The following is a 22,620-nucleotide window of genomic DNA, read 5'->3' on the forward strand; positions in this document are numbered from 1 at the left end:
GGAGCGCGAACATGACCTGGCCCCTCCCCACCCCCGGCGAAATCCTTGCCACCGAATTTCTGGAACCCATGGGCCTGACCCAATACCGGCTGGCCCAAGCCATTCACGTGCCTCAAACCCGCATCGCGGCCATCGTCAAGGATGGCCGCTCGATCACGGCCGACACGGCGCTCAGGCTTGCCCGGTTCTTCGGAACGTCCGTGGAGTTCTGGATGAACCTCCAGGGGCAGTACGACGCGGATACCGCGAGGATGGAACTCGCGGAAGAACTGGAGTCCATCGAACCCTTCGCGGCAGCCGCGTAGCCCCGGCATCAGATGCCGGGCGGGTTATGAACCCAATCGAGCTCTAGCGCTTATGCAGCAAGCGCTGGCAGCTCACTTTTCCATAGCTTCTGCCAGCAGCCAGTCCTTGAACGCGGCGATCTTGCCCGAGTAGCGCTGCAGCGCGGGCGTGACGAGGTAGTGGCCCTTGCCCGTGCGCAGCGGGCTGCCGAACGGGCGCACGAGGCGGCGGGCCTGGAAGTCCGCCTCCAGCATGTGCGGCTGGCCGATGGCGATGCCCAGCCCGTCCACCGCCGCCTGCCAGGTGAGGATGGAACTGCTGAAGATCATCTTCTCGGCCGTGTCGAACAGCTCTGGCAGGCCCGCGTGCGCGAGCCAGCGCGGCCAGTCGTCCTTGCGGTACTTGGAGACCAGCAGGCGCTTGCCGCGCAGCGCCTCGGCGGGCGCAGCGCCGGCCGCCAGGGAGCCGGGCGCGCAGACCGGCTCCACGATGTCCTCGAGCAGCAGTACCGCCTCGGCGCCGGGCCAGTGGCCGTCGCCGAGCACGATGGCCAGGTCGCACTGCTCGGCGCCGAAGTCCAGCGGCGCGCTGCTGTTGGTGATGGCCACCTCCACCTCGGGGTGCTGCGCCTTGAAGCGCGGCAGGCGCGGGATGAGCCAGCGCGCGGTGAGCGTAGTGTAGGTGCGCAGGCGGATGACGTTGTTCGAATACTTGCGCGTAATGGCCTCGGTGGCGGCGGCGATCTCCTCGAACGCCGGGCCGATGCGGCGCGCGTAGCCCTCGCCCACCTCGGTCAGGCGCACGCCCACGCGCTCGCGCGTGAAAAGCTGCACGCCCAGGTATTCCTCCAGCACGGCGATCTGGCGGCTCACGGCCGACTGGCTCACGTTCAGTTCGCTGGCCGCCAGCGTGAGGTTGCTGGTGCGCGCGACGACCTCGAAGACCTTGAGCGGGTTGAGCGGCGGCACCTTCATCGCGCGCCTCCGACCTCGCACCACGCCACGGGCAGGCCGGGCACGTCGACACGCGTGCGCAGCACCGGCCCTTGGCCGAGGTGACGAACAGCGTGCGACCGTCGGGGCCGCCCAGACAGGGCATGGTGGGACGCTCCACGGGCACGGGCAGCTCGGCCAGCACCTCGCCGCGCGGCGACAGGCGCAGCACGCGCGCGCCTTCGTAGAGCGCGCACCAGTAGGCGCCTTCGGCGTCCACGCAGGCGCCGTCGGGGCGGCCGCCGTAGGGCACGCCCTCTTGGCGCGGGTCGAAAGTGCGCAGCACGCACGGCGCGCCTACCGGGTCGCCGCGCTCGTCGCAGTTCCACGCGCGGATCGCGTGCGCAGGGGTGTCGGCCCAGTACATCGTGCGGCCATCGGGCGACCAGCCGAGCCCGTTGGCCGTGCGCGCGCCGTCCAGAACACGGCGCACCGAGCCCTCGCGCGCGTCGATGCAGTACAGCGCGGCGACGGGCTGGCGCGGGCCGCTCGCCGGTTCGTGCATCGTGCCCACCCAGAAGCGTCCCTGCGCGTCGCACTTGCCGTCGTTCGCGCGCTCGGTGGCCGGGTCGATAGGCAGGCGGGCGATCTCGGCCAGCGGCCCGCCCCACGCGGGCGCGTGGCAGATGCGGTCGCGCAGCGCGACCACGAGGCCCGCATCGGCACCGCTCTGGCGCGCGGGCGCGATGCAGCCGGGCTCGGCCGGCATGGGCCAGCACTGCGCGCCGCCGCCTCCGGCATCGCTGCGCCAGAGCGCACGGCCCGCGATGTCCACCCAGTACAGGCGCTCCTCGGCGGGGTGCCAGAACGGCGATTCGCCCAGCTGCGCGGGCCCTGCGGCAAGCGACTTCCAAGGTGTGTGCATGCGCGTGATTGTCCCGCACGGCCCGCCCCATAAAAAAGGCCCGCGCGAGGCGGGCCGAAGTTCCTTGGAAGTAACAGGTTGCCGGTTCAGCGATGGTAGGCCGTTTCGCCGTGGGAGCTGATGTCCAGGCCCTCGCGCTCGGCGTCTTCGGAGACGCGCAGGCCCATGAGCAGGTCGGCGATCTTGTAGGCGATGAAGGACACGACGCCCGACCACACGATGGTGAACAGCACGCTCTTGACCTGGATCCACACTTGCGCACCAATAGCGAAGTCTGCGCCCTGCACGCCGCCCAGGCTGGGCGCAGCGAACACGCCGGTCAGGATGGCGCCCACGATGCCGCCCACGCCGTGCACGCCGAACACGTCGAACGCGTCGTCGGCGCCCAGCATGCGCTTGAGGCCGCCCACACCCCACAGGCACACCAGGCCGGCGATGAGGCCGATCACGATGGAGCCCATGGGGCCGACGAAGCCCGCGGCGGGCGTGACGGCCACCAGGCCCGCCACGGCGCCGGAGGCAGCGCCCAGCATCGAGGCCTTGCCCTTGTGCAGCGCCTCGCCGGCGATCCACGACAGCGTGGCGGCGGCGGTGGCAAGCACCGTGTTCACGAAGGCCAGGCCGGCAGCGGCGTTGGCGGCACCGGCGGAGCCGGCGTTGAAGCCGAACCAGCCCACCCACAGCAGCGATGCGCCCACCATGGTCAGCGTCAGCGAGTGGGGCGTGAACGCTTCGCGGCCGAAGCCGATGCGCTTGCCCACCAGGTACGCACCCACCAGGCCCGCGATACCGGCGTTGATGTGCACCACGGTGCCGCCCGCGAAGTCCAGCGCGCCGTCGGCGCCCAGCAGGCCGCCGCCCCAGACGATGTGGGCCATGGGCACATAGCTGAAGGTGAACCACAGCAGCGCGAAGATCAGCACGGCGGAGAACTTGATGCGCTCGGCGAACGAGCCCACGATCAGCGCCACGGTGATGGCCGCGAAGGTGCCCTGGAACGAGACGAACACGTACTCGGGAATGGTCGCCAGCGCGCCGAAGGTCTCCATGTTCACGCCCTTGAGGAAGACCTTGGCGAAATCGCCGTAGAACTTGCCTTCGCCCGAGAACGCCAGGCTGTAGCCGTAGAGCGACCACAGGACGGAGATCAGCGAGAAGATCACGAACACCTGCATGAGCACCGACAGCATGTTCTTGCTGCGGCCCAGGCCGCCGTAGAACAGTGCCAGGCCTGGGATGGTCATGAGGATCACGAGCAGTGTGGAGGTGAGCATCCAGGCGGTGTCGCCCGAGTCGATCTTGGGCGGGGGCGCCTCAGCCGCGGGCGCTTCGGCGGCGGGTGCCACAGCCGGTGCGGCCGTTTCGGCGGCGGGCGCGGCAGCGGGTGCAGCGGCGGCGGCGGCTTCGGGCGCCGCGGGCGCCTGCGCCAGCGCGGCGGTGCCGCCGGCCAGCAGGCTCATGCCGAGCAACAGGGAAGCAAGCAGTTTTTTCATGGCATTTCTCCGTTGCGGTAGGTCAGAGGGCTTCCTTGCCCGTTTCGCCAGTGCGGATGCGCACGACCTGTTCGAGGTCGGCCACGAAGATCTTCCCGTCGCCGATCTTGCCGGTGCGGGCCGAGCCCTCGATGGCTTCGATGGCACGCTCGACGAGGTCATCGGACACGGCGGCCTCGATCTTCACCTTGGGCAAGAAGTCCACGACGTATTCAGCGCCGCGGTACAGCTCGGTGTGGCCCTTCTGGCGCCCGAAGCCCTTCACCTCGGTCACGGTGATGCCCTGCACGCCGATGTCGGAGAGCGCCTCGCGCACCTCGTCGAGCTTGAAGGGTTTGATGATGGCGGTGACCATTTTCATGATCGGCTCCTTGGAAATCGGTTAGAGGGTCTTGGTGAGCGTGAGGATCAGGCGCGCCTTGTTCGCGTCGCCGAAGAAGCCCTTCTTGTTGGCGCCCGCCACCATGGCCGACAGCGACAGGCCGTCGCCGAAGTCGTAGGCGCCGCCCACGCTGTAGTCGACGTAGTTGGGCACGCCGAGGTCCTTGATGTCGCTGGCGAAGCGCGTGAAGCCCACGGCGGCCTTGAGCGTGACCGAGGGCGCCACCTCCTGCGCGAAGGCCAGGTTCAGGTAGCCCGTATTGCGCCCCTTCAGGCTGGAGGTCTTGGCGCCGGCCCAGCCGAAGTAGTCCTTGGAGACGGTGTGCGAATACTTGGCCGTGAGCGGCCCGAAGGTGGCCGCGCCGTACAGCTCGGTGGTGTTGCCGTTGGTGTTGCCGGGGTAGACGTAGGTGAGCGCGCCCACGTCCAGGTCCACGTCGCCGGCCTTGAACTTGTAGCCGCCGTAGAAATCGACCTCGACCGAGTTGCCGTCCAGCCAGTCGACGCTGGAGTTCCAGTTGCCCACGTAGAAGCCGCTCTCGCCGAAGGTGTAGTCGAAGCCGCCCTGGATGGCCGGGTTCACGCCCTTGATGCGGTTCACGTCCTGGTCCTGGCCGCGAAACTTGTAGTTGCTGGTCAGCGACACGTTGGCCGTCAGTTCGGCGCTCGCCAGGGTGGGCACGACCGCAGCGGCCAGCGCCAGGCTCAGGGACTTCAGGGATGCAGGGGACATGGTTCCTCCGGGATGTGTTGAAAGCGGATGCATCCCTGCAATGCATGGAGCGTGCCAGGCGCCGTTGCCGCTACATTTGGCGACATGCGTGCACGGGAGCAGGTCCATCGCGCACCAGATTGGGGAGAGTCCGCGCAATGAGTCTTGCTTTGGTGCAAAGCCGCGCCCTGATGGGCCTGCAGGCGCCCGCAGTCACCGTCGAGGTGCATCTGGCCAATGGCCTGCCCAGCTTCACGCTGGTGGGTCTGGCCGAGATCGAGGTGAAGGAGGCGCGCGAGCGCGTGCGCTCCGCGCTGCAGAACGCGGGGCTGGAGTTCCCCTCGAACAAGAAAATCACCGTCAACCTCGCCCCCGCCGACCTGCCCAAGGACTCGGGCCGGTTCGACCTGCCCATCGCCCTGGGGCTGCTCGCGGCCAGCGGCCAGATCGATGCCGCGCGGCTGGCGGGCTGGGAGTTCGCGGGCGAGTTGTCGCTGTCCGGCCAGCTGCGGCCGGTGCGCGGCGCGCTGGCCACGGCGCTGGCGCTGCGCGCCCAGGAACAGCCTGCGCGCATGGTGCTGCCGCTCGGCAGCGCCGAGGAGGCCGCGCTGGTGCCCGGCACCGAGATCTACGGCGCACGCCACCTGCTGGACGTGGTGCGCCAGTTCCTGCCCGTGGACCCCGGCCCCGATACCCAAGCCGATGGCTGGCAGCGCCTGCAGTCCACGCCGCCGCCCATGCCCGCCAGCGGCCCCGACCTCGCCGACGTGAAAGGCCAGACCGCTCCCAAGCGCGCGCTGGAGATCGCCGCCGCCGGCGGCCACGGCCTGCTGCTGGTGGGCCCGCCGGGCTCGGGCAAGTCCATGCTGGCCCAGCGCTTCGCCGGTCTGCTGCCGCCCATGGACGTGGAGCAGGCGCTGGAAAGCGCCGCCATCGCCAGCCTGGCCGGGCGCTTCACGCCCGCGCAATGGATGCAGCGCGCCACCGCCAGCCCGCACCACACGAGCAGCGCCGTGGCCCTGGTGGGCGGCGGCTCGCCGCCGAGGCCCGGCGAGATCTCCCTGGCCCACGAAGGCGTTCTGTATCTGGACGAATTCCCCGAGTTCGCCCGCAGCGCGCTGGAGGCGCTGCGCGAGCCGCTGGAGACCGGCCGCATCACCATCGCCCGCGCGGCGCAGCGCGCCGAGTTCCCCGCGCGCTTCCAGCTCATCGCCGCCATGAACCCCTGCCCGTGCGGCTTCGCGGGCTCCACCCAGCGCGCCTGCCGCTGCACGCCTGACCAGGTCGCACGCTACCAGGGCAAGCTGAGCGGCCCGCTGCTCGACCGCATCGACCTGCACGTGGAAGTGCCCGCCCTGCCCCCGCAGGAGCTGCTGCACGCCCCGCCGGGCGAGGCCAGCCATGCCGTGCGCGCACGCGTGGCTGCCGCGCGCGAACGGGCCCTGGCGCGCCAGGGCAAGCCCAACCACGCGCTGCAGGGGCAGGAGATCGACACACACCTGGCACTGCAGGACGCCGCCGCGCAGTTCCTGCAGACCGCCGCCACGCGCCTGGGCTGGTCGGCGCGCAGCACGCACCGGGCGCTGAAGGTGGCCCGCACCATCGCCGATCTGGCGGGCAGCGACATGGTGGGCACGGCCCACGTGGCCGAGGCCGTGCAGTACCGGCGCGTGCTGCGGGGCACGTCGCCATAGACGCAGCCTTGCGGCTACGCCAATGCGTCGGTGATCGGCTTCATGTTCTCCGCGCAGGCGTGCAGGGCGGGCACGATGCGCCGCTCCACTTCTTCCGTCGTCCAGGGCTCGCCGATGGAGGTCACGTTGAGTCCGACCGTGCTCCACCCCGTGGCACTGGGCAAGGCGATGGCAGCACCGAACAATCCGTGCACCAGTTCGGAATTGACGAAGCTCCAACCGCGTTCGCGGATACGCGACAGCTCCTGATGGAGGCTCGCGCGCGTCGTGACGGTATGCGGCGCGAGCCGGTTGAGCGCGCCCCCAGGCAGATGGTCCGCGAGCTGCGCGGGCGGCAATTGCGCCAGCAGCACCCTGCCCAATGAATGCGCGAAAGCAGGCAGCCGGTCGCCGGCACGCAGATCCAGCTTGATGGGCCGGTCCGCCTCGATCCGCTCGATGAACAGCACATCCGGGCCAGACAGCACGCCCAGCGCCACGCCCACCCCCATCTCGCGGGACAGCGCGAACAGGTGAGGCCGCGCCGAGGCCGCCAGGCCCAGGGAGCGGAAATAGCGGTAGCCCAGCTCGATCGACTTGGGCGCAAGCGAGAAGAAGCGGTCGCGCACCTGCAGGTAGCCCAATTCGGCCAGCGTCAGCAGGATGCGCCGCGAGGCCGGCCGCGTGATGCCCAGCCGCTCCGCGGCGGACTGGATGGTGACGCTGTGCGTCTGCTCATCGAACATTTCCAGCAACTGCAGGCCGTTGGCCAGAGCATCGAGAAATTCGCGCTTCCCTTCGTTCCCGGCAGCCGCGGCCACCCCCTTGCGTTCCATACGTTCTCCCGGTTCACCGCCGCGTGCACGGCGCGCAGCGCGTTTGACAGCCTAACCCAATGCCGATAGAGTTATTAGCGAACATTTGTTCGCCATTCATTGATCGGAGACAAACCCCATGCAGATTTCCCCGCTTTCCGAGCGATTCGGCGTTGCCATCGACGGCATCGACCTGGGCAGCGCGCTGGACCCGGAGGCGTTCGACCGCCTGCACCGGCTGTTCGTGGACCACAAGCTGGTGTGCTTCAAGAACCAGTCGCTGTCAGCCGAGGCGCAGATCGCTTTCAGCCGCCGCTTCGGCCCCCTGGAAGTCCACATCCTGTCGCAGTACAACCACCCGGAGCATCCCGAAATCTTCCGTCTGTCCAACCGCGTCGTGGATGGCAAGCCCATGGGTATTTCGGATGGCGGCTCCTACTGGCACTCCGACCTGGCGTTCCAGGAACAGCCGGCCAAGGCCACCATCCTGAACGCGCTGGAAATCCCGCCCGAGGGCGGCGACACGCTGTTCGTGAACATGGAGGCTGCCTATGAAGCCCTCTCCGACGAATGGAAGCAACGGCTGCAGGGGCTGCAAGCCGTCCACCGCTACCGCCGCAGGCAAACCACCGACGGGCAAAGCACCCAGGTCGAGCTGAACGACGCGCAGAAGAACCAGACCCCCGACGTGGTGCACCCGCTGATTCGCACCAACCCCGACACGGGCCGCCAATCCATCTTCGCGCACAAGGGCATGACGGCCGAGATCGTGGGCCTGCCCCGTGAGGAAAGCGACCGCATCCTGGACTTCCTGTTCGAGCACACGGTCCAGCCGCAGTTTCGCTACGACTTCCGCTGGAGCCCCGGCGACGTGGTGATGTGGGACAACCGCTCCACCATGCACAGCGCCACCACGCGCGACCTGCCGCCCGGCCAGTACCGCAGCCTGTACCGCACCACGGTGCGCGGCGAGCGCCCCATCTGAGCACCAGCCGCATGCACTCCGTGGCAACGCAGCACCTGCACATCGACGGCTTCCGCCTTGCCGATGGCACGGCCGTGGACCTGCGGCTGGCCTACACGCGCTGCGGCCCCGAGGATGCTCCTGCCTACCTGATCCTGCACGGCTATGCGGGCAGCCACCATGCCCTGGCCCCGCATCCTGACGCGATTGATGGCGGCTGGGCCGCGGCCTGGGCCGGTCCGGGCCGGGCCCTGGACACGGACAGCGTGCAATCGCTGACCGTGAACCTGCCAGGCTCCGCCTACGGCTCCTGCTGGGAGGGCGCACCGCACACCCACGCAAGCGTGGAGGGCATGGCGCAGGCCATCGCCCGGCTGCTCGACCACCTGGGCATAGCGCAATTGGCGGGCGCCATCGGCTACTCCTTCGGCGGCTACGTCGCGCAACAGCTCAAAGCCAGCCACCCCGGGCGAGTGCGCCGGGTGCTGGGGCTGTGCACCGCGCCCCGCGGGCGCGGCAACCCGGACGAGCTCGCGTTCCTGCGCGGGCTCACCGATGCCGCCGCACGCGTGGACTTCCGCCGGTCCGTCCTGCTGCGCGCCGGCGTGCGCGAATGGGCACAAGACCATGGAGACGCCGCGCTCGCGCGGGAATGGCAAGCCGTCGACCGATGGGCACTGCAATTCGATGCGGCCGCGCTGTGGCGCCTGCGCGCCGCGGCGCTCGGCTTCGCGCTGGAGCGCAGCCCGGACTGCACCACCCTGCTCTACGCCTCTTCCGATGCCCTGTTCCCTCCTCCTGTCCCCCTGCCCGCCCATGCAGCCGTGGTGAACACCCGCTACGGCCACCAGGCGCTGCTGCTCGACCCCGGCCCGTGGGTGGAACCGATACGCGCCTGGGTGCAGCACCGCTGACCCTCCCCTTTTCCCCGCAAGCCCCACTTCACAAAAAGACGAGACAAACCATGAAGCTCCTCCGCAGAACCCTGCTCGCCCTCCTGCCCCTGTCCACGCTGCTGGCGCCCTCGGGTGCTGGCGCCCAGGCCCCGGCCTGGCCCACCAAGCCGGTGCGCATCATCGTGGCCTATCCACCGGGCGGCGCCACCGACATGCAGGCCCGTCTGGTCGGCCAGCGCCTGTCCGAGAAATGGAAGCAGCCCGTCATCGTGGAAAACAAGCCCGGCGGCAACACCGTGATCGCCACCGACGCGGTGGCCAAGGCCGCCCCCGACGGGCACACGCTGCTGCTCACCGCCATGCCGTTCGCGCTCAACCCCATCCTGATGGACAAGCTGCCCTACGACTCGGCCCGCGACCTGGCGCCCGTCACCGTGCTCACCACCATTTCCAACGTGCTGGTGACCGCTCCTGAAACGGGTATCCGCAGCGTGCAGGACCTGATCGCGCGCGGCAAGGCGGAGCCGGGCTCCATCTCGTTCGCCTCGACCGGGCTGGCCACGTCCACCCATCTGTCGGGCGAGCTGTTCTCCAGCATGGCAGGCGTCCAGCTCACGCATGTGCCCTACAAAGGCAGCGCGCCGGCGCACCAGGATCTGCTGAGCGGCCGCGTGAAGATCATGTTCGACAACGGCGTGCTGCAGCACATCAAGTCGGGCCGGGTGATTGCGCTGGGCGTGACCTCGGCCAAGCGCCTGCCCTGGCTGCCCAACGTGCCCACCATCGCGGAGCAGGGTCTGCCGGGCTATGAGGCGTCGGCCTGGTACGGCATCTTCGCTACCGGCGGCACGCCGGCCGACGTGGTGCGGCAGCTGGCGGCCGACATCACCACCGCGATCCGGGCTCCCGACATGGAGCCCAAGCTGGAGGGCATCGGCGCCACCGCCGGCGGCGGCACCCCCGAGGAATTCCGCCGCTTCCTGGCACAGGAAACCACCCGCTGGGGCCAGCTGGTACGCGAGCGCAACATCCGCGTGGAGTAGCCACGCTCTGCAGCACGGGAGCGAGCGGTACAGTAGCGGCCCACGCTCGCGCCAAAGGCGTGCCTCCCAAGGAGCCTCTCCATGTCCCTCCTGCTGCGCCACGCCCTGGCCTGGGCTGTCGTCCTGCCCGCCGCGACCACCGCCCAGGCGCAGACGCCCTGGCCGCCGGTGCCCGCGCTCAGCGCCCACCGGGGCGCCTCGGCGCTCTACCCGGAGATGACCCAGCCCGCCTTCGCGCAGGCCCTGCAGGACGGCGCCGACCTGCTGGAGCTGGACGTGGTCCTGAGCAGGGACGGCGTGCCCGTGGTGCGGCACGATGCCGCCCTGGCGGCGCCCGAAGTGGGCGAAGGCATGCCGTTCGCGACGACCGACGTCGCCACGCGGCCCGAATTCGCGCAGCGCAAGACCACCAAGACGGTGGACGGCGTCCGCCAGACCGGCTGGTTCGCGGAGGACTTCACGCTGCAGGAGCTCAAGACCCTGCGCACCGTGGAGCGCTTCGCCCAGCTGCGCCCCGGCAGCGCGGCGCACGACGGCCAGCACCCGCTGCTGACGCTACAGGAGGTGGCCGACCTGGCCAAGGCGCACACCGCCCGGACGGGCCGCCCGGCGGGCCTGCTGATCGAGCTCAAGCACGCGGCCTACCTGCAGGCCCAGGGGCTCGACCTGGGCCGTGCGCTGCTGGAGTTCCTGGAGCGCAACCAATGGAGCAGCGCCCAGGCGCCCGTGATCGTTCAGTCGTTCGAGGTGCAGGTGCTCAAGGAGCTGCGCGCGCGCAGCCCCGTGCGCATCCTGCAGCTGCTGGGCGGCAAGGGCGGCCCGCCGGACCGCGCCGCGCAGGGCGCGACCTATGCGCAGATGGCCTCCGCGCAAGGCATGGCTGCCATCGCCGCCTATGCCCAGGGCGTGGCCCTGCCGCGCCAGCTGGCGATGGCGATGGACAAGGGCCGCTGGATCGCCCCCTCGGCGGCCACGCGGGAGGCCAAGGCGGCCGGCCTGGCCGTGCACGTCTGGACGCTGCGGCCGGAAAACCAGTTCCTGCCCCCCGCCTACCGCAAGGGCACGAACCCTGCGGACCGGGGCGACGCGCTGGCCGAGGCGCGGGCCATCCTGGGCAGCGGCGGCGTGGACGGGCTCATCGCGGACGATCCCGCCGCCATCCACGACGCGTTCCGGCGCTGAGCGCGCTCACGCGCCTGCGGGCCGTGCGCGCTGGTGCCACTCGGTGGGCGACAGTCCGAAGCGCGCCCTGAACAGCTTGGCGAAGTCCGACGGGCTGGCGAAGCCGCAGCGCCACGCCAGCGCCCCCACATGCAGCCGCGGGCTTCGCGCGATGAGCGCCTGGGCGCGCTGCAGGCGCAGCTCGCGCAGTGCGCCCATCACCCTATGGCCCTGCGCCGCGAACGCCGCGTGGAGCCACGTGCGCGAACAGCCCGCGCCGCGCGCGATGGCTGCGACTTCGAACTGGCGGGCTGCACCAGCGCGGTGACCATGCCCGTGGCCTACCCCACGCCGCTGGCTGCAAACACCCGGTACTGAAAGCAGCGCGGTGGCACCTGGAGCGAGTACCCCGCCATCCTCGACCTGCCCGCCGGCACGGCCACCTTCACCCTCACCGACGGCGGGCCAGGCGACGACGGCCCTGCGGGCGATGGCCGCATCAAAGACCCCTCCGGCGCCGGGCTGATGGCGCTGCCAGCGGGCGCGGCGGCCATCCCCACGCTGGGCGAATGGGGTGTGCTGCTGCTGGCGATGGCCTTGGGCATTTTTGGCTTCCAGCGCATGTCCAACAGGCACTGGCAGCTATCAAAACAAAAGCATTCCGATGCCACTGCGCGCACGCTGGTTGCGACGCTGCGCGTACCATCGCGCCCTTTTCCTTTCCCCCTGCAACCATGAAGAACCTCAATATCGGCACCCGCCTGGGAGGCGGCTTCGCCCTGGTCCTGCTGCTGATGGCGCTGATGACCGCGTTCGGCGTCTGGCGGCTGAGCGCCGTCGCGCAGGCCACGAGCGACATGACGCACCAGCCCCTGGCCGTGGAGCGCATGATCAGCGACTGGTACCGCTACGTGTACAGCGCCGCGCGCCGCACCACCGCCATCGTCAAGAGCACCGACCCGTCGCTGGGCGAATTCTTCGCCGCCGAGACGGCCACCAGCACGCGCGAATCGGCCGAGCTGCAAAAGCGCATCGAAGGGCTGCTGCAGCGCGACGAAGAGAAGGCGCTGTGGGCCGAGATCCAGAAGGCGCGCACCGGCTACCTGTCGTCGCGCGACCAGGCCGTCAAGGCCAAGACGGATGGCCGCTCCGAGGAGGCCGAGCGCCTGCTCACGCAGGCCTACCTGCCGGCCACCGAGCAGTATTCGGCGCTGATCCAGCGCCTGCTGGACATGCAGCGCGCCAGCATCGACGCCACGGCGCAGCAGATCGGCGCCACCTACGCGCAGAGCCGGGCATGGCTGATCGCGCTGGGCGCGCTCGGCGTGGCGCTGGGCGCGGCGTGCGCCTGGTGGCTCACGCGCGGCATCACCCGGCCGCTGGCACAGGCCGTGCAGGTGGCGCGCGCCGTGGCCTCCAGCGACCTGACCAGCCGCCCCGCGCCGCGCGCCAGCGACGAGACGGGCCAGCTGCTGCAGGCGCTGGACGACATGAACGCCAGCCTCTCGCAAGTGGTGGCGCGCGTGCGCCAGGGGACGGACAGCATCGCCACCGCGTCCAGCCAGATCGATGCGGGCAACCAGGACCTGTCCTCGCGCACCGAGGAGCAGGCCAGCTCGCTGCAGCAGACCGCCGCGTCGATGGAGGAGCTGACCAGCACCGTGCGCCAGAACGCGGAGAACGCGCGCCAGGCCAACCAGCTCGCGTCGTCCGCGGCGCAGACGGCGGCGCAGGGCGGGCAGGTGGTGGCGGGCGTGGTGCAGACCATGGGCGAGATCAACGACTCCAGCCGCAAGATCGCCGACATCATCGGCGTGATCGACGGCATCGCCTTCCAGACCAACATCCTGGCGCTCAATGCGGCGGTGGAGGCGGCACGCGCGGGCGAGCAGGGACGCGGCTTCGCCGTGGTGGCCAGCGAGGTGCGCGCCCTGGCGCAGCGCAGCGCGGCCGCCGCCAAGGACATCAAGAGCCTGATCGGCGACTCGGTCACCAAGGTGGACGAGGGCTCGCAGCAGGTGGCCGAGGCCGGCCGCACCATGGACGCCATCGTGCAGAGTGTGCAGCGCGTGAGCGACCTGGTGGCCGAAATCACTGCCGCCAGCCAGGAGCAGAGCGCGGGCATCGACCAAGTGCACCAGGCGATCACGATGATGGACCAGGTGACCCAGCAGAACGCCGCGCTGGTGGAGGAAGCCACGGCCGCCACCGGCGCGCTCAAGGCCCAGGCAGGCGACCTGGCCTCGGCGGTGAGCGTGTTCCGCATCGAGGGCGGCCAGAGCGCGCGCGCCGCAGCGCCCGCACCCCGGCCGGCCCCGGCACCTGGCGCCGCGCGCTTTGCAGCCGCATCGGCCCCGGTCGCGCGGCCTTCGGCTCTCAAGGCGCTGGCCCCGGCCAAGGCGCCTGCCACAGCGCGCGGGACGGACGAGGATTGGGAGAGCTTCTGACGCGCCGCGGCCCTGCGGGTTAGCAGTACGGAACGAAGCGGTCCTTGCGCTCCGCCTGACGGCACAGATGGCGCCACTCGCGCGCCAGAGCGGAGCGCAGCCAATGCTGCAGGCGCCGGCCGGTGGCCAGCCAGCGCCGGCGGGACATAGCGTTGGAAGCGAAGAGTGCAGGCATGGCGTGCTCCTGTCGGTGGCATGGCGCCATTGCAGCCTTTGCCCGGCCCATGCGCAGGAGGCGGATGTCCCGCCCGATGGCGAAACGCCTATCCGGGACCGGGACCGCTGCCCCGCCCGAAGCCGGCCTCGCGCGCCAGGACGATGGCCCGGCCCCGGCTGCCCACGCCGAGCTTTTCGAAGACTGCGGAGACCTTGTTGCGCACGGTCTTCTCGCTCACCGCGAGGTGTGCAGCAATCTGCAGGTTGTCCAGCCCGCGTGCGAGCAACTCCAGCAGTTCACGCTCGCGCGGCGTGAGCGCCTGAAAGGCGGCGCAAGCACCGGCAGGCACCGGGTCGTGCGCGGACAGGAAGGCGTGCATCTCGCTGAAGCAATGGGCGAAGGCGGCTTCATGGCTCAGCAGCATGTGGTTGGCGCTGTCCAGCGGAACGAAGCGCGCCCCCGGAATCAGCCCCGCCATGCGCCGCCCCTCGTCGAAGGGCACACGCGCATCGCCCCGCGCGTGCAGCACCAGGGTCGGGCAACGCACCCGCGCCGCCTCGTCGCTCACGTCGATCTGGCCGAAGGCCGCCACCGTGCGGGCCGCATGCGCCGGCGTGGTGGACAGCCGTTCCATCTCGTTGAACCACTGCACCTCGTCGGGCCGCCCGCCGGGCAGGTACAGCGACGTGAAGGCCTGGCGGAAGGCCGGGTTCTCGCGGCCCCAGCCGATCTCGATCATCTCCAGGAGCAATTGCGCCTCGCGCACCTGCTCGGGCGTCGGGTGCCTGCGCATGAGGCCGCGCGCGTAGCTGCCCAGCAGCACCAGGGCACTGACCCGCTCGGGATGCCGCGCCGCATAGGCCACCGACACCGCGCCGCCCTGCGAGCAGCCAAGCAGCGCAAAGCGCTCCAGCCCGGCGGCATCGACCACCGCTTCCAGATCGGCCACCCAGCTGTCCAGGCACAGCGGCGTCGCGGGGTGGTCCGACAGCCCGCACCCACGCCCGTCGTAGCGCACCAGCGTGCGGTCGCGGCCCAGTGTTTCCAGCCAGGGCCGCCATACCGGGCTCTGCAGATCGAACTCGACGTGGGTCAGGAAATGGGCCGCGCGGACCAGCACCGGGCCCCGGCCTGGCGCGGCACGGCCTGACGCGGCCCGGCCTGACGCGGCCCGGCCTGTCACGGCGTAGGCCAGCCGCAGGCCGTCGCGGGTGCCGCAGAAGCGGATTTCCTGGGAAAGCGGAGGTGCCATCCGAAGGAAGATACACCCCGCAGCCTGCGCCTGAGAGCGTGTTCATGATCTTTTCATGGTGCCCGCAAGGCAGCATCTGCCGCGTTGCAAATCCTCGCCGGGCCACCAGCCCGGCTGCGGTTTGCGCCTAACAGCTGCTGCCTTTGCGAGGCAACGGGCACCATGAAAAGATCATGAATACGCTCTTAAACCCCCAGGTACGCCTGCCGCACCTGGGCGTCGCCCGCGAAATCGGCCATGGGCGCGGCATGCACGATGCGGCCCTTTTCCAGCACGCAGACGCGGTCGGCCACGGCTTCGGCCAGGGCCAGGTTCTGCTCGCTGAGCAGGATGCCCACGCCCTGTTCCTTCAGCGCGCGGATGGCGTGGGCCATCTGCTCCACGATGACGGGGGCCACGCCTTCGCTGGGCTCGTCGAGCAGCACCATGTAGGGCTGGCCCATGAGCGTGCGCGCCACCGTGAGCATCTGCTGCTCGCCGCCGCTCATGCGCCCGCCCAGGCGCCCGGGCATTTCGCCGAGGTTGGGGAAGAGCGTGAACAGGCGCTCCGGCGTCCAGTGCGGTGCTGGTTCGCCATCGGGCCACGCGCGCGGCGGCTGGCGGCCGGCTTCGAGGTTTTCCAGCACGGTGAGGTCGGTGAAGATGCGCCGGTCTTCCGGCACGTAGCCCAGCCCCGCGCGCGCGATCTGGTGCGGGGCCTTGCCGCGCAGGGGCTGGCCCATGAAGTCCACGCGGCCTTCGGTGCGCGCCAGCAGCCCGGCGATGCTTTTCAGCGTGGTGGACTTGCCCGCGCCGTTGCGGCCCATGAGGGCCACGACCTCGCCGCGCCCCACGGTGAGCGAGACGCCGTGCAGGATGTGCGCCGCGCCGTACCAGGCATGCAGCCCTTCCACGCTGAGTAAGGGTGTTTTTGGCGCTTCAGCCTTATCCGGCAAGCGCGGGCAGCTCTCATTTTGAGAGCTGCCCAGGTACGCGGCCTGCACGCGCGCGTCCTGGCGGATGGCCTCGGGCGTGCCTTCGGCCAGCAGCTGGCCGCGCACCAGCACGGCCACGCGGTCGGCCTGGCCGAAGACCACGTCCATGCTGTGCTCGGTGAACAGCACGCCCATGCGCCGCTCGCGCGCGATGCGGCGCACGAGCTGCATGAGGGCCACGCGCTCGGCGGGCGCCATGCCCGCCGTGGGCTCGTCCATGAGCAGCAGGCGCGGCGCGTGCGCGAGGGCGATCGCCAGCTCCACGCGCTTCACGTCGCCGTAGGCCAGTTCGCTGCACGGGCGCCCGGCCTGCTCCTGCATGCCTACCTGCGCGAGCAGCGCCAGCGCATCCTGCGGACGGTGCGCGCTGGCGCGGCGCCACCAGCGCCAGGCGTGGCCGTCGTGCGAGAGCAGCGCCATCTGCACGTTCTCCAGCACGGTGAAGCTCATCAGCGTCTGCGCGATCTGGAAGGTGCGGCCCACGCCTAGGCGCCAGATGGCGCGCGGCGGCAGGCCTGTGATGTCGCGGCCATCCAGCACCACGCGCCCGCCATCCGGGGCGAGCTGGCCGCCAGCCATGTTGAAGGTGGTGGTCTTGCCCGCGCCGTTGGGGCCGATGAGGGCGAGCAGTTCGCCCTCGGCCAGTTCGAACGAGATGCCCTGCACGGCCTGCACGCCGCCGAAGGATTTGGAGAGGCCCTCCACGCGCAGCAAGGTCATGGTGCTCCTTTTTTGAGAGCTGTCCGCGCTTGCCAGTATTGCGCGAAACCCGAAATCCCCTGTGGAAACAGCAGCACCAGCAGCAGCATCACGCCGCCCAGCAGCGCGCGCCAGTATTCCGTGCCGCGCGCCACGCTGTCGTGCAGCCACGTGAACGCGCCCGCGCCCACGATGGGGCCCGCGAGCGTCTGCATGCCGCCCAGCAGCACCATGACCAGCGCATCGACCGACTTGGTGACCCAGAGCGCATCGGGCGCGATGCTGCCCTTGGAATACGCGGCCAGCGCGCCCGCCAGCCCGGCGAACAGGCCCGCCACCACGAAGGCCGCCCACTGCGTGCCGCGCACGTCGACGCCGATGGCCTGCGCGCGTGCGCCGGAGTCGCGCGCGGCGCGCAGCGACCAGCCGAAGGGCGCGAACAGCATGCGCCGCAGCACGTAGAGGCCGGCGGCGCACACGGCCAGCGCCAGCCAGTAGAAGCCCGCGCCCTGTGCGAGGGCCTCGGGCGGCCAGACGCCGGTGAGGCCGTTGCTGCCGCCCGTGAGGCCGTCCCACTGGAACGCGACGGCCCAGGTGATCTGCGCGAAGGCGAGCGTGAGCATGGTGAGGTACACGCCCGAAAGGCGCACGCAGAACCAGCCGTAGAGCAGCGCGCCCGCCGCCGCCAGCAGCGGCGCGAGCAGGAGCGCGACGCCGAACGGCGCATCCGCCCAGCGCACCAGCAGCGCCGCGCCATAGGCCCCCAGGCCGAAGTACGCCGCGTGGCCGAAGGAGTGCATGCCGCCCGGCCCCAGGATGAAGTGCAGGCTGGCGGCGAATAGCGCGGCGATGCAGACATCGGTGAGCAGCACGGCGGCATAGCTCTCCTGCCCGGCTACGAACGGCAGCAGCGCCAGCGCGGCCAGCAGCGCGCACCATGCCCAGGTGGCGGCGCGGCCCGCCGGGTGCAGGGGCCGTTCGGGCTCGCCCGGCGTGCGCGCGGCGGCCTGCGCGCGGCCCATCAGGCCCCAGGGGCGCCAGATGAGGACAAACGCCATCACGAGGAATTCGACGACCAGCGTGAGCTTGGAGAACGAGATGTCCACGCCGCCGATCTGCACGAGGCCGAGCCAGATGCACACGGCCTTCAGCTCCGCGATGACCAGCGCGGCGACGAACGCGCCGGGCAGCGAGCCCATGCCGCCCACCACCACCACGACAAAGGCCGCGCCGATGGTGAGCATGTCCAGCTCCAGGCTCGCGGGCTCGCGCGGCAGTTGCAGCGCGCCGCCCAGGCCCGCCAGCAGCGCGCCCAGCGCGAACACGCCGGTGAACAGCCACGCCTGGTTCACGCCGAGGGAGCCCAGCATCTCGCGGTCCTGCGTGGCCGCGCGCACCAGCGTGCCCCAGCGCGTGCGCGTGAGCAGCAGCCAGAGCAGCAGCAGCACGACAGGGCCGACGGCGATCAGGAACAGGTCGTAGGCGGGAAAGCGCCGGCCCAGCAGGTCGACCGCGCCTTCGAGCCCCGGCGCGCGCGGGCCGAAGAGTTCCTCGGGCCCCCACGTCCACAGCGCCGCGTCCTTGATGACGAGCGCCAGCGCGAACGTGGCCAGCAGTTGCAAAAGCTCCGGCGCGCGGTACAGGCGGCGCAGCAGCAGCACTTCCACCGCCGCACCCAGCAGCCCCACGGCCAGGGGCGCGAGCAGCAGCGCGGGCCAGAAGCCGATCGCGCCGCCCAGCCGCTCCACGCACGAATAGGCCACGTAGAGCCCCAGCATGTAGAACGAACCGTGCGCGAAGTTGACGATGCGCGTGACGCCGAAGATCAGCGACAGCCCCGCCGCCACGAGGAACAGCGTGGACGCGCCCGCCAGCCCGTTCAGGAGCTGGGCGAGAAGGCCGGAGAAGTCCATCAAGGAGCTGCGGGACGGAGCTTTTTCACTTCCTCATCGCTGGGCTGGAACTTGCCGCCGTCCTGGTACGTGAAGCCCACCATCACGCCCTTGCCCTTGACCTGCGCGGTCTTGCCGACGTAGGCGCCCATCGTGGATTGATGGTCCTGCGCGCGGTAGGTGATGGGGCCGAACGGCGTCTTCACCTCCAGGCCCCGGAACGCGGCGATGAGCTTCTCGGTATCGGCGGAGCCGGCCTTCTTCAGCCCCGCCGCGATCGACAGGATGGCGTTGTAGCCCACCACCGAGCCCGCGCGCGGGTAGTCGTTGAAGCGCTTCTGGTAGGCGTCGAGGAAGGCCTTGTGCTCGGGCGTCTGGATGGCGTACCAGGGGTAGCCGGTGACCACCCAGCCCTCGGGCGTCTCGGTCTTGAGCGTGTCCAGGTACTCGGGCTCGCCCGAGAGCAGGCTCACCACGCCCTTGCCCGCAAACAGCCCGCGCGTGTTGCCCTCGCGCACGAACTTGGCGAGGTCGGCCGCGAACAGCACGTTGAAGATCGCATCGGGCTTGGCATCCGCCAGCGCCTGCACCACGCTGCCCGCATCCACCTTGCCCAGCGGCGTGGCCTGCTCGGCGACGAACTCCACATTGGGCTGCGCGGCCTTGAGCAGCTGCTTGAAGGTGGCGACGGCCGATTGGCCGTATTCGTAGTTGGGATAGACGATGGCCCAGCGCTGCTTCTTCATCGCCGCGGCCTCGGGCACCAGCATGGCGACCTGCATGTAGGTGGAGGGGCGCAGGCGGAAGGTGTAGCGGTTGCCGTGCTCCCAGACGATCTTGTCGGTCAGCGGTTCGGCGGCGAGGAAGAAGCGCTTCTTCTGCTGCGCGAAGTCGGTCAGCGCCAGGCCCACGTGCGAGAGGAAGCTGCCCATGAGCACGTCGATTTTCTCGCGCGCGATCAGCTCCTCGGCCGCGCGCACCGCGTCAGCGGGGTTGCCGTTGTCGTCGCGGGTGACGAGCTGCAGCTTCTTGCCGCCCACGCCGCCGGCGGCGTTGACCTGTTCCACGGCCAGCTCCATGCCCTTCTTGTAGGGCTCCAGGAAGGCCGGCTGGGCCTTGTAGCTGTTGATTTCGCCGATCTTGTACGCCCCCCCTGCGCATGGGCCGCGCCCAGGCCGCAGGCCAGCGTTGCGAGACAGACGGCGAGGTGCTTGTGCATGGTCGGATCCTTTGCCACGGGTCAATTGCAAGGCACAGAAATGTACCCCCGCGGCGAGTTTGCCCCACAATGCGCGGGTTTGCCCGCATGCCGGGCGGGCAGGCCGCACTTTTCGGCTTATGCCCAACACGAATAACAAAACGGTGAAACTAGCCGAATCGGCACAAGCCCTCTCCTTTTCACTCTTTCTTCCAGTCCATCCATGAGCGCATTCCTCGAAGAACGGGTTCTCTCCGTACACCACTGGACCGACCGCCTGTTCTCCTTCACCACCACGCGCGACCCCGCGCTGCGTTTCTCCAACGGCCACTTCACCATGATCGGCCTGAAGGTGGACGGCAAGCCGCTGCTGCGCGCCTATTCCATCGCCAGCCCGAACTGGGAAGAGCACCTGGAGTTCCTCTCGATCAAGGTGCCCGACGGCCCGCTGACCTCGCGCCTGCAGAACATCCAGGTGGGTGACACCATCATCGTCGGCAAGAAGCCCACGGGCACGCTGCTCATCGACTACCTGCTGCCCGGCAAGAACCTGTACCTGATCGGCACCGGGACGGGCCTGGCGCCCTGGCTGTCGATCGTGCGCGACCCCGACACCTACGAGCGCTTCGAGAAGGTGATCGTCGTGCACGGCGTGCGGCAGGTGAACGAGCTGGCCTACCAGGAGCTGTTCGAGAAGGACCTGCCCAACCACGAGCTGCTCGGCGAGATCGTGCGGGACAAGCTCATCTACTACCCCACGGTGACGCGCGAGCCCTTCCGCAACCAGGGCCGCATCACCGACCTGATCGCCAGCGGCACCTTCCCCGCCAACATCGGCCTGCCGTCGCTGGACCCGCTCACCGACCGCGTGATGCTCTGCGGCAGCCCCGCGATGCTGGCCGACCTCAAGGTGATGCTGGAAAAGCGCGACTTCGAGGAAGGCAACACGAGCACGCCGGGCGACTTCGTCGTCGAGCGGGCTTTTGTAGAGAAGTAAAAAAGCAGCTATCGAATAGATAGCTGCCCACGCTTACTGGTATTGGCCTGAAGCCAGAAAGCGTCAATAATTCCGGTCGGAGGCGTACACCGGCTGCGCGCCGGCCGCCGCGCGGTCGTCCACGCGGAAACCCTTACCCTCCACGCGCACCGGCGTGCCCTCGGCCACGGGCTGTGCGCGGGTGAAGGTGCGCAGCGAGCCGTCGTCCATGCGCACCCGCATCTGGTAGACGGTCGTCGTGCGCGTACGCTGCTCCACCTGGTGGCCCACGTAGCCGCCGCCCACCGCGCCCAGCACCGTCGCGGCCGTGCGGCCCGAGCCCTTGCCGATCTGGTTGCCGAGCACGCCGCCCAGCACCCCGCCGGCCACCGCGCCCACGCCCGTGGCGGGTGCGGCCTGCGCGACCGGCTGCACCGACTCGACGCGCCCGCAGCTCGCGCAGACCGGCGCCGGGGCCTGCGCCACCGGCAGCACGCGGTTTGCTCTTGAATCAGGAGCTGGCTGCGCTTGCCTGGAAAGCGCTGGGGGCGCTTTTTCCTCGATCACCTGGGGTGCTGCGGGCGCAGTCCGCGGCGCATCGCCCGGAAGCTTCTGCGCCAGCAGCGTGCCCCCCAGGGCAAGCACGCAGGCGCCGAGCGCGCCCACGGCAATCCAGAGGTATTTGAGAGAGGCAGAGGAACCCGCGGCGGGAGAGGAAGCGGTGGTATGCATGGGTCGGTTCTGGTCGTGCAATAGCAAGCATGCAGCCTATCCCGCGATGGCCGACACAATGCCGCGCCGCCCGTAAAGAACGTAATGAGACGTTCAGGACTGTGGTGCAGCCTTGGCCGTGCGCGATTCGTGCAGCGCCCGCGCGCAGCTCGCCGCGAACAGCAGCACCGCCGACGAGAAGTAGATCCACATCAGCAGCACCACCAGCGAGCCCGCCGCCCCGTAGGCCGACACCACCGCCGCCGTGGACAGGTACAGCGCCAGCGCCTGCTTGCCCACGGTGAACAGCACCGCGCCCACCACCGCGCCGAACACCAGGCAGCGCGTGGGCGGCCGGGGCCCGCCGCCGATGCGCATGAGCCCCACGAACAGCAGCACCGTCACCCCGAACGACACCGTCTCGTTCACCGCGCCCAGCAGCAGGCCCGAGCCGAACGGCAGCATCTCGCCGGCCCATTTCGCCACCATGTTGATGACGGTGGACAGCACCAGCGACGTCAGCAGCAGGAAGCCGATCACCAGCACGTAGGCCAGCCCGCGTAGCCGCAGCGTGGCCATGCGCCACCAGGCCTTGTCCTCGTGCACGGGCTTGCCGCCCGTCCACAGGCGCTCCAGGGCCGACTGCAGCTCCACGAACACCCCCGTGGCACCCGACATCAGCAGGACGAAGCCGGCGATGGAAGCCAGCCGCCCCTCGCCGGGCGCCTGCGCACTCGCCAGCGCCAGCCGCACCACCTCGGCACCACGCTCGCCCATCACGCTCTGCACCTGGCCGATCAGGTTGCTCTCCAGGTACGACTTGTCGATCCACCAGCCCAGCACGCCCACCAGCAGCAGCAGCAGCGGCGCCAGGCTCAGCATGCCGTAGAACGACATGGCCGCGCTCATGCGCAGGCCCTCCGCGTCGAGCCACATCTGCACCGCGCGCACGAAGGGCGTGACCAGCGGCATCACCGGGCGCAGCAGCCGCTGCGCGCGCTCCTGCAGGGAAGTCAAGAAAGAAGGCATGCCCG

Annotated in this window: 22 protein-coding genes and 3 pseudogenes; 11 read left to right on the top strand and 14 right to left on the bottom strand. The window is 70.1% G+C overall.

The genetic code is table 11. From position 1 onward, the window contains the following. Positions 1 to 11 precede the first annotated feature (11 nt). Entirely contained in the window at positions 12 to 305 is a 294-nt protein-coding gene (locus tag AAG689_RS21090; protein WP_406623625.1) for a HigA family addiction module antitoxin, read from the top strand. 72 nt (positions 306 to 377) lie between these two features. On the opposite strand, the gene AAG689_RS21095 is transcribed toward AAG689_RS21090, so the two are convergent. The 5 genes and pseudogenes from AAG689_RS21095 to AAG689_RS21115 form a co-directional block, all read right to left on the bottom strand. Further along, positions 378 to 1,259, bottom strand: a complete 882-nt coding sequence (locus AAG689_RS21095; RefSeq protein ID WP_406623626.1) for a LysR substrate-binding domain-containing protein — start codon at positions 1,257 to 1,259, stop codon at positions 378 to 380. A 130-nt stretch (positions 1,260 to 1,389) separates the two neighbouring features. Continuing rightward, positions 1,390 to 2,142: pseudogene (locus tag AAG689_RS21100) on the bottom strand (SMP-30/gluconolactonase/LRE family protein); the annotation flags it as partial. 86 nt (positions 2,143 to 2,228) lie between these two features. Next, positions 2,229 to 3,635, bottom strand: a complete 1,407-nt coding sequence (locus AAG689_RS21105) for an ammonium transporter (protein ID WP_406623627.1) — start codon at positions 3,633 to 3,635, stop codon at positions 2,229 to 2,231. 22 nt (positions 3,636 to 3,657) lie between these two features. Further along, a complete protein-coding gene (gene glnK / locus AAG689_RS21110) occupies positions 3,658 to 3,996 on the bottom strand; it encodes a P-II family nitrogen regulator (RefSeq protein ID WP_020226721.1) in 339 nt (112 codons plus the stop codon). Between the two features lie 21 nt (positions 3,997 to 4,017). Then, positions 4,018 to 4,749, bottom strand: coding sequence for a TorF family putative porin (locus tag AAG689_RS21115; protein WP_020226722.1), 732 nt, complete (start codon positions 4,747 to 4,749; stop codon positions 4,018 to 4,020). Between the two features lie 137 nt (positions 4,750 to 4,886). Between AAG689_RS21115 and AAG689_RS21120 the strand changes: the two genes are divergently transcribed. Next, positions 4,887 to 6,422: a YifB family Mg chelatase-like AAA ATPase gene (locus AAG689_RS21120; protein ID WP_406623628.1), complete on the top strand. Its 1,536-nt coding sequence runs from the start codon at positions 4,887 to 4,889 to the stop codon at positions 6,420 to 6,422. A gap of 14 nt (positions 6,423 to 6,436) precedes the next feature. Here AAG689_RS21120 and AAG689_RS21125 read toward each other — a convergent pair whose 3' ends face one another. Then, on the bottom strand, positions 6,437 to 7,237 hold the full coding sequence (locus AAG689_RS21125; RefSeq protein ID WP_406623629.1) for an IclR family transcriptional regulator C-terminal domain-containing protein: 801 nt from the start codon (positions 7,235 to 7,237) through the stop codon (positions 6,437 to 6,439). 118 nt (positions 7,238 to 7,355) lie between these two features. Here AAG689_RS21125 and AAG689_RS21130 point away from each other — a divergent pair, with 118 nt between their 5' ends. The 4 genes from AAG689_RS21130 to AAG689_RS21145 all read left to right on the top strand — a co-directional run bounded on the left by AAG689_RS21130 (position 7,356) and on the right by AAG689_RS21145 (position 11,301). Continuing rightward, positions 7,356 to 8,201: a TauD/TfdA dioxygenase family protein gene (locus AAG689_RS21130; protein WP_406623630.1), complete on the top strand. Its 846-nt coding sequence runs from the start codon at positions 7,356 to 7,358 to the stop codon at positions 8,199 to 8,201. Positions 8,202 to 8,212: 11 nt separating this feature from the next. After that, complete coding sequence (locus AAG689_RS21135; RefSeq protein ID WP_406623631.1) at positions 8,213 to 9,094, top strand: alpha/beta fold hydrolase; 882 nt, start codon at positions 8,213 to 8,215, stop codon at positions 9,092 to 9,094. 50 nt (positions 9,095 to 9,144) lie between these two features. Further along, the gene (locus tag AAG689_RS21140; RefSeq protein WP_406623632.1) at positions 9,145 to 10,119 is read left to right on the top strand and encodes a tripartite tricarboxylate transporter substrate binding protein; all 975 of its coding nucleotides are present in this window, start codon (positions 9,145 to 9,147) and stop codon (positions 10,117 to 10,119) included. A gap of 81 nt (positions 10,120 to 10,200) precedes the next feature. Next, positions 10,201 to 11,301 (top strand): glycerophosphodiester phosphodiesterase family protein, encoded by a 1,101-nt coding sequence (locus AAG689_RS21145; protein ID WP_406623633.1) that lies wholly within the window; start codon positions 10,201 to 10,203, stop codon positions 11,299 to 11,301. A gap of 6 nt (positions 11,302 to 11,307) precedes the next feature. Here the strand turns inward: AAG689_RS21145 and AAG689_RS21150 are convergent, their stop codons facing one another. Beyond that, positions 11,308 to 11,568, bottom strand: a complete 261-nt coding sequence (locus AAG689_RS21150; RefSeq protein WP_406626384.1) for a helix-turn-helix domain-containing protein — start codon at positions 11,566 to 11,568, stop codon at positions 11,308 to 11,310. On the opposite strand from AAG689_RS21150, the gene AAG689_RS21155 reads away from it, so the two are divergent. The 4 genes and pseudogenes from AAG689_RS21155 to AAG689_RS21170 all read left to right on the top strand — a co-directional run bounded on the left by AAG689_RS21155 (position 11,506) and on the right by AAG689_RS21170 (position 13,727). Further along, complete coding sequence (locus AAG689_RS21155) at positions 11,506 to 11,658, top strand: hypothetical protein (protein WP_406626407.1); 153 nt, start codon at positions 11,506 to 11,508, stop codon at positions 11,656 to 11,658. The two genes, AAG689_RS21150 and AAG689_RS21155, sit on opposite strands and share 63 nt — an antisense overlap. 21 nt (positions 11,659 to 11,679) lie before the next feature. Next, positions 11,680 to 11,790, top strand: a pseudogene (locus tag AAG689_RS21160) (hypothetical protein); the annotation flags it as partial. Between the two features lie 15 nt (positions 11,791 to 11,805). Then, positions 11,806 to 12,018 (top strand): IPTL-CTERM sorting domain-containing protein, encoded by a 213-nt coding sequence (locus tag AAG689_RS21165; protein ID WP_406623634.1) that lies wholly within the window; start codon positions 11,806 to 11,808, stop codon positions 12,016 to 12,018. After that, positions 12,015 to 13,727, top strand: coding sequence for a methyl-accepting chemotaxis protein (locus AAG689_RS21170; protein WP_406623635.1), 1,713 nt, complete (start codon positions 12,015 to 12,017; stop codon positions 13,725 to 13,727). Before AAG689_RS21165 ends, AAG689_RS21170 begins: the two co-directional genes overlap by 4 nt. Positions 13,728 to 13,746: 19 nt before the next feature. On the opposite strand, the gene AAG689_RS21175 is transcribed toward AAG689_RS21170, so the two are convergent. From AAG689_RS21175 to AAG689_RS21195, 5 genes and pseudogenes are all read right to left on the bottom strand, one after another. After that, positions 13,747 to 13,902: a hypothetical protein gene (locus tag AAG689_RS21175; RefSeq protein ID WP_406623636.1), complete on the bottom strand. Its 156-nt coding sequence runs from the start codon at positions 13,900 to 13,902 to the stop codon at positions 13,747 to 13,749. An 88-nt stretch (positions 13,903 to 13,990) separates the two neighbouring features. After that, positions 13,991 to 15,136 (bottom strand): alpha/beta fold hydrolase, encoded by a 1,146-nt coding sequence (locus AAG689_RS21180; RefSeq protein ID WP_406623637.1) that lies wholly within the window; start codon positions 15,134 to 15,136, stop codon positions 13,991 to 13,993. A gap of 185 nt (positions 15,137 to 15,321) precedes the next feature. Beyond that, positions 15,322 to 16,830, bottom strand: coding sequence for an ATP-binding cassette domain-containing protein (locus AAG689_RS21185; protein WP_406623638.1), 1,509 nt, complete (start codon positions 16,828 to 16,830; stop codon positions 15,322 to 15,324). Further along, entirely contained in the window at positions 16,827 to 18,722 is a 1,896-nt protein-coding gene (locus tag AAG689_RS21190; protein ID WP_406623639.1) for an ABC transporter permease, read from the bottom strand. Before AAG689_RS21190 ends, AAG689_RS21185 begins: the two co-directional genes overlap by 4 nt. Further along, a pseudogene (locus tag AAG689_RS21195) lies at positions 18,722 to 19,920 on the bottom strand (ABC transporter substrate-binding protein). The gene AAG689_RS21190 and the pseudogene AAG689_RS21195 overlap by 1 nt, the downstream one beginning before the upstream one ends. Positions 19,921 to 20,122: 202 nt before the next feature. On the opposite strand from AAG689_RS21195, the gene AAG689_RS21200 reads away from it, so the two are divergent. Continuing rightward, complete coding sequence (locus tag AAG689_RS21200) at positions 20,123 to 20,896, top strand: ferredoxin--NADP reductase (RefSeq protein ID WP_406623640.1); 774 nt, start codon at positions 20,123 to 20,125, stop codon at positions 20,894 to 20,896. Between the two features lie 63 nt (positions 20,897 to 20,959). Here AAG689_RS21200 and AAG689_RS21205 read toward each other — a convergent pair whose 3' ends face one another. Continuing rightward, positions 20,960 to 21,607 carry a glycine zipper 2TM domain-containing protein gene (locus AAG689_RS21205; RefSeq protein ID WP_406623641.1) on the bottom strand — a complete coding sequence of 216 codons (648 nt, stop codon included), beginning with the start codon at positions 21,605 to 21,607 and terminating at the stop codon, positions 20,960 to 20,962. Positions 21,608 to 21,700: 93 nt separating this feature from the next. Then, on the bottom strand, positions 21,701 to 22,615 hold the full coding sequence (locus tag AAG689_RS21210; RefSeq protein WP_406623642.1) for a YihY/virulence factor BrkB family protein: 915 nt from the start codon (positions 22,613 to 22,615) through the stop codon (positions 21,701 to 21,703). Positions 22,616 to 22,620 lie beyond the last annotated feature (5 nt).

The sequence above is a fragment of the Acidovorax sp. SDU_ACID1 genome (assembly GCF_045291395.1).
GTDB lineage: Bacteria > Pseudomonadota > Gammaproteobacteria > Burkholderiales > Burkholderiaceae_C > MR-S7.

What these genes read in the sequence shown, in the direction of transcription:
- AAG689_RS21090 (WP_406623625.1), top strand. Translation starts at nt 12, where the DNA reads ATGACCTGGCCCCTCCCCACCCCCGGCGAAATCCTTGCCACCGAATTT.
- AAG689_RS21095 (WP_406623626.1), bottom strand. Translation starts at nt 1,259, where the DNA reads ATGAAGGTGCCGCCGCTCAACCCGCTCAAGGTCTTCGAGGTCGTCGCG.
- AAG689_RS21105 (WP_406623627.1), bottom strand. Translation starts at nt 3,635, where the DNA reads ATGAAAAAACTGCTTGCTTCCCTGTTGCTCGGCATGAGCCTGCTGGCC.
- glnK (WP_020226721.1), bottom strand. Translation starts at nt 3,996, where the DNA reads ATGAAAATGGTCACCGCCATCATCAAACCCTTCAAGCTCGACGAGGTG.
- AAG689_RS21115 (WP_020226722.1), bottom strand. Translation starts at nt 4,749, where the DNA reads ATGTCCCCTGCATCCCTGAAGTCCCTGAGCCTGGCGCTGGCCGCTGCG.
- AAG689_RS21120 (WP_406623628.1), top strand. Translation starts at nt 4,887, where the DNA reads ATGAGTCTTGCTTTGGTGCAAAGCCGCGCCCTGATGGGCCTGCAGGCG.
- AAG689_RS21125 (WP_406623629.1), bottom strand. Translation starts at nt 7,237, where the DNA reads ATGGAACGCAAGGGGGTGGCCGCGGCTGCCGGGAACGAAGGGAAGCGC.
- AAG689_RS21130 (WP_406623630.1), top strand. Translation starts at nt 7,356, where the DNA reads ATGCAGATTTCCCCGCTTTCCGAGCGATTCGGCGTTGCCATCGACGGC.
- AAG689_RS21135 (WP_406623631.1), top strand. Translation starts at nt 8,213, where the DNA reads ATGCACTCCGTGGCAACGCAGCACCTGCACATCGACGGCTTCCGCCTT.
- AAG689_RS21140 (WP_406623632.1), top strand. Translation starts at nt 9,145, where the DNA reads ATGAAGCTCCTCCGCAGAACCCTGCTCGCCCTCCTGCCCCTGTCCACG.
- AAG689_RS21145 (WP_406623633.1), top strand. Translation starts at nt 10,201, where the DNA reads ATGTCCCTCCTGCTGCGCCACGCCCTGGCCTGGGCTGTCGTCCTGCCC.
- AAG689_RS21155 (WP_406626407.1), top strand. Translation starts at nt 11,506, where the DNA reads ATGGCCCTGCGCCGCGAACGCCGCGTGGAGCCACGTGCGCGAACAGCC.
- AAG689_RS21165 (WP_406623634.1), top strand. Translation starts at nt 11,806, where the DNA reads ATGGCGCTGCCAGCGGGCGCGGCGGCCATCCCCACGCTGGGCGAATGG.
- AAG689_RS21170 (WP_406623635.1), top strand. Translation starts at nt 12,015, where the DNA reads ATGAAGAACCTCAATATCGGCACCCGCCTGGGAGGCGGCTTCGCCCTG.
- AAG689_RS21175 (WP_406623636.1), bottom strand. Translation starts at nt 13,902, where the DNA reads ATGCCTGCACTCTTCGCTTCCAACGCTATGTCCCGCCGGCGCTGGCTG.
- AAG689_RS21180 (WP_406623637.1), bottom strand. Translation starts at nt 15,136, where the DNA reads ATGGCACCTCCGCTTTCCCAGGAAATCCGCTTCTGCGGCACCCGCGAC.
- AAG689_RS21185 (WP_406623638.1), bottom strand. Translation starts at nt 16,830, where the DNA reads ATGACCTTGCTGCGCGTGGAGGGCCTCTCCAAATCCTTCGGCGGCGTG.
- AAG689_RS21190 (WP_406623639.1), bottom strand. Translation starts at nt 18,722, where the DNA reads ATGGACTTCTCCGGCCTTCTCGCCCAGCTCCTGAACGGGCTGGCGGGC.
- AAG689_RS21200 (WP_406623640.1), top strand. Translation starts at nt 20,123, where the DNA reads ATGAGCGCATTCCTCGAAGAACGGGTTCTCTCCGTACACCACTGGACC.
- AAG689_RS21205 (WP_406623641.1), bottom strand. Translation starts at nt 21,607, where the DNA reads ATGCATACCACCGCTTCCTCTCCCGCCGCGGGTTCCTCTGCCTCTCTC.
- AAG689_RS21210 (WP_406623642.1), bottom strand. Translation starts at nt 22,615, where the DNA reads ATGCCTTCTTTCTTGACTTCCCTGCAGGAGCGCGCGCAGCGGCTGCTG.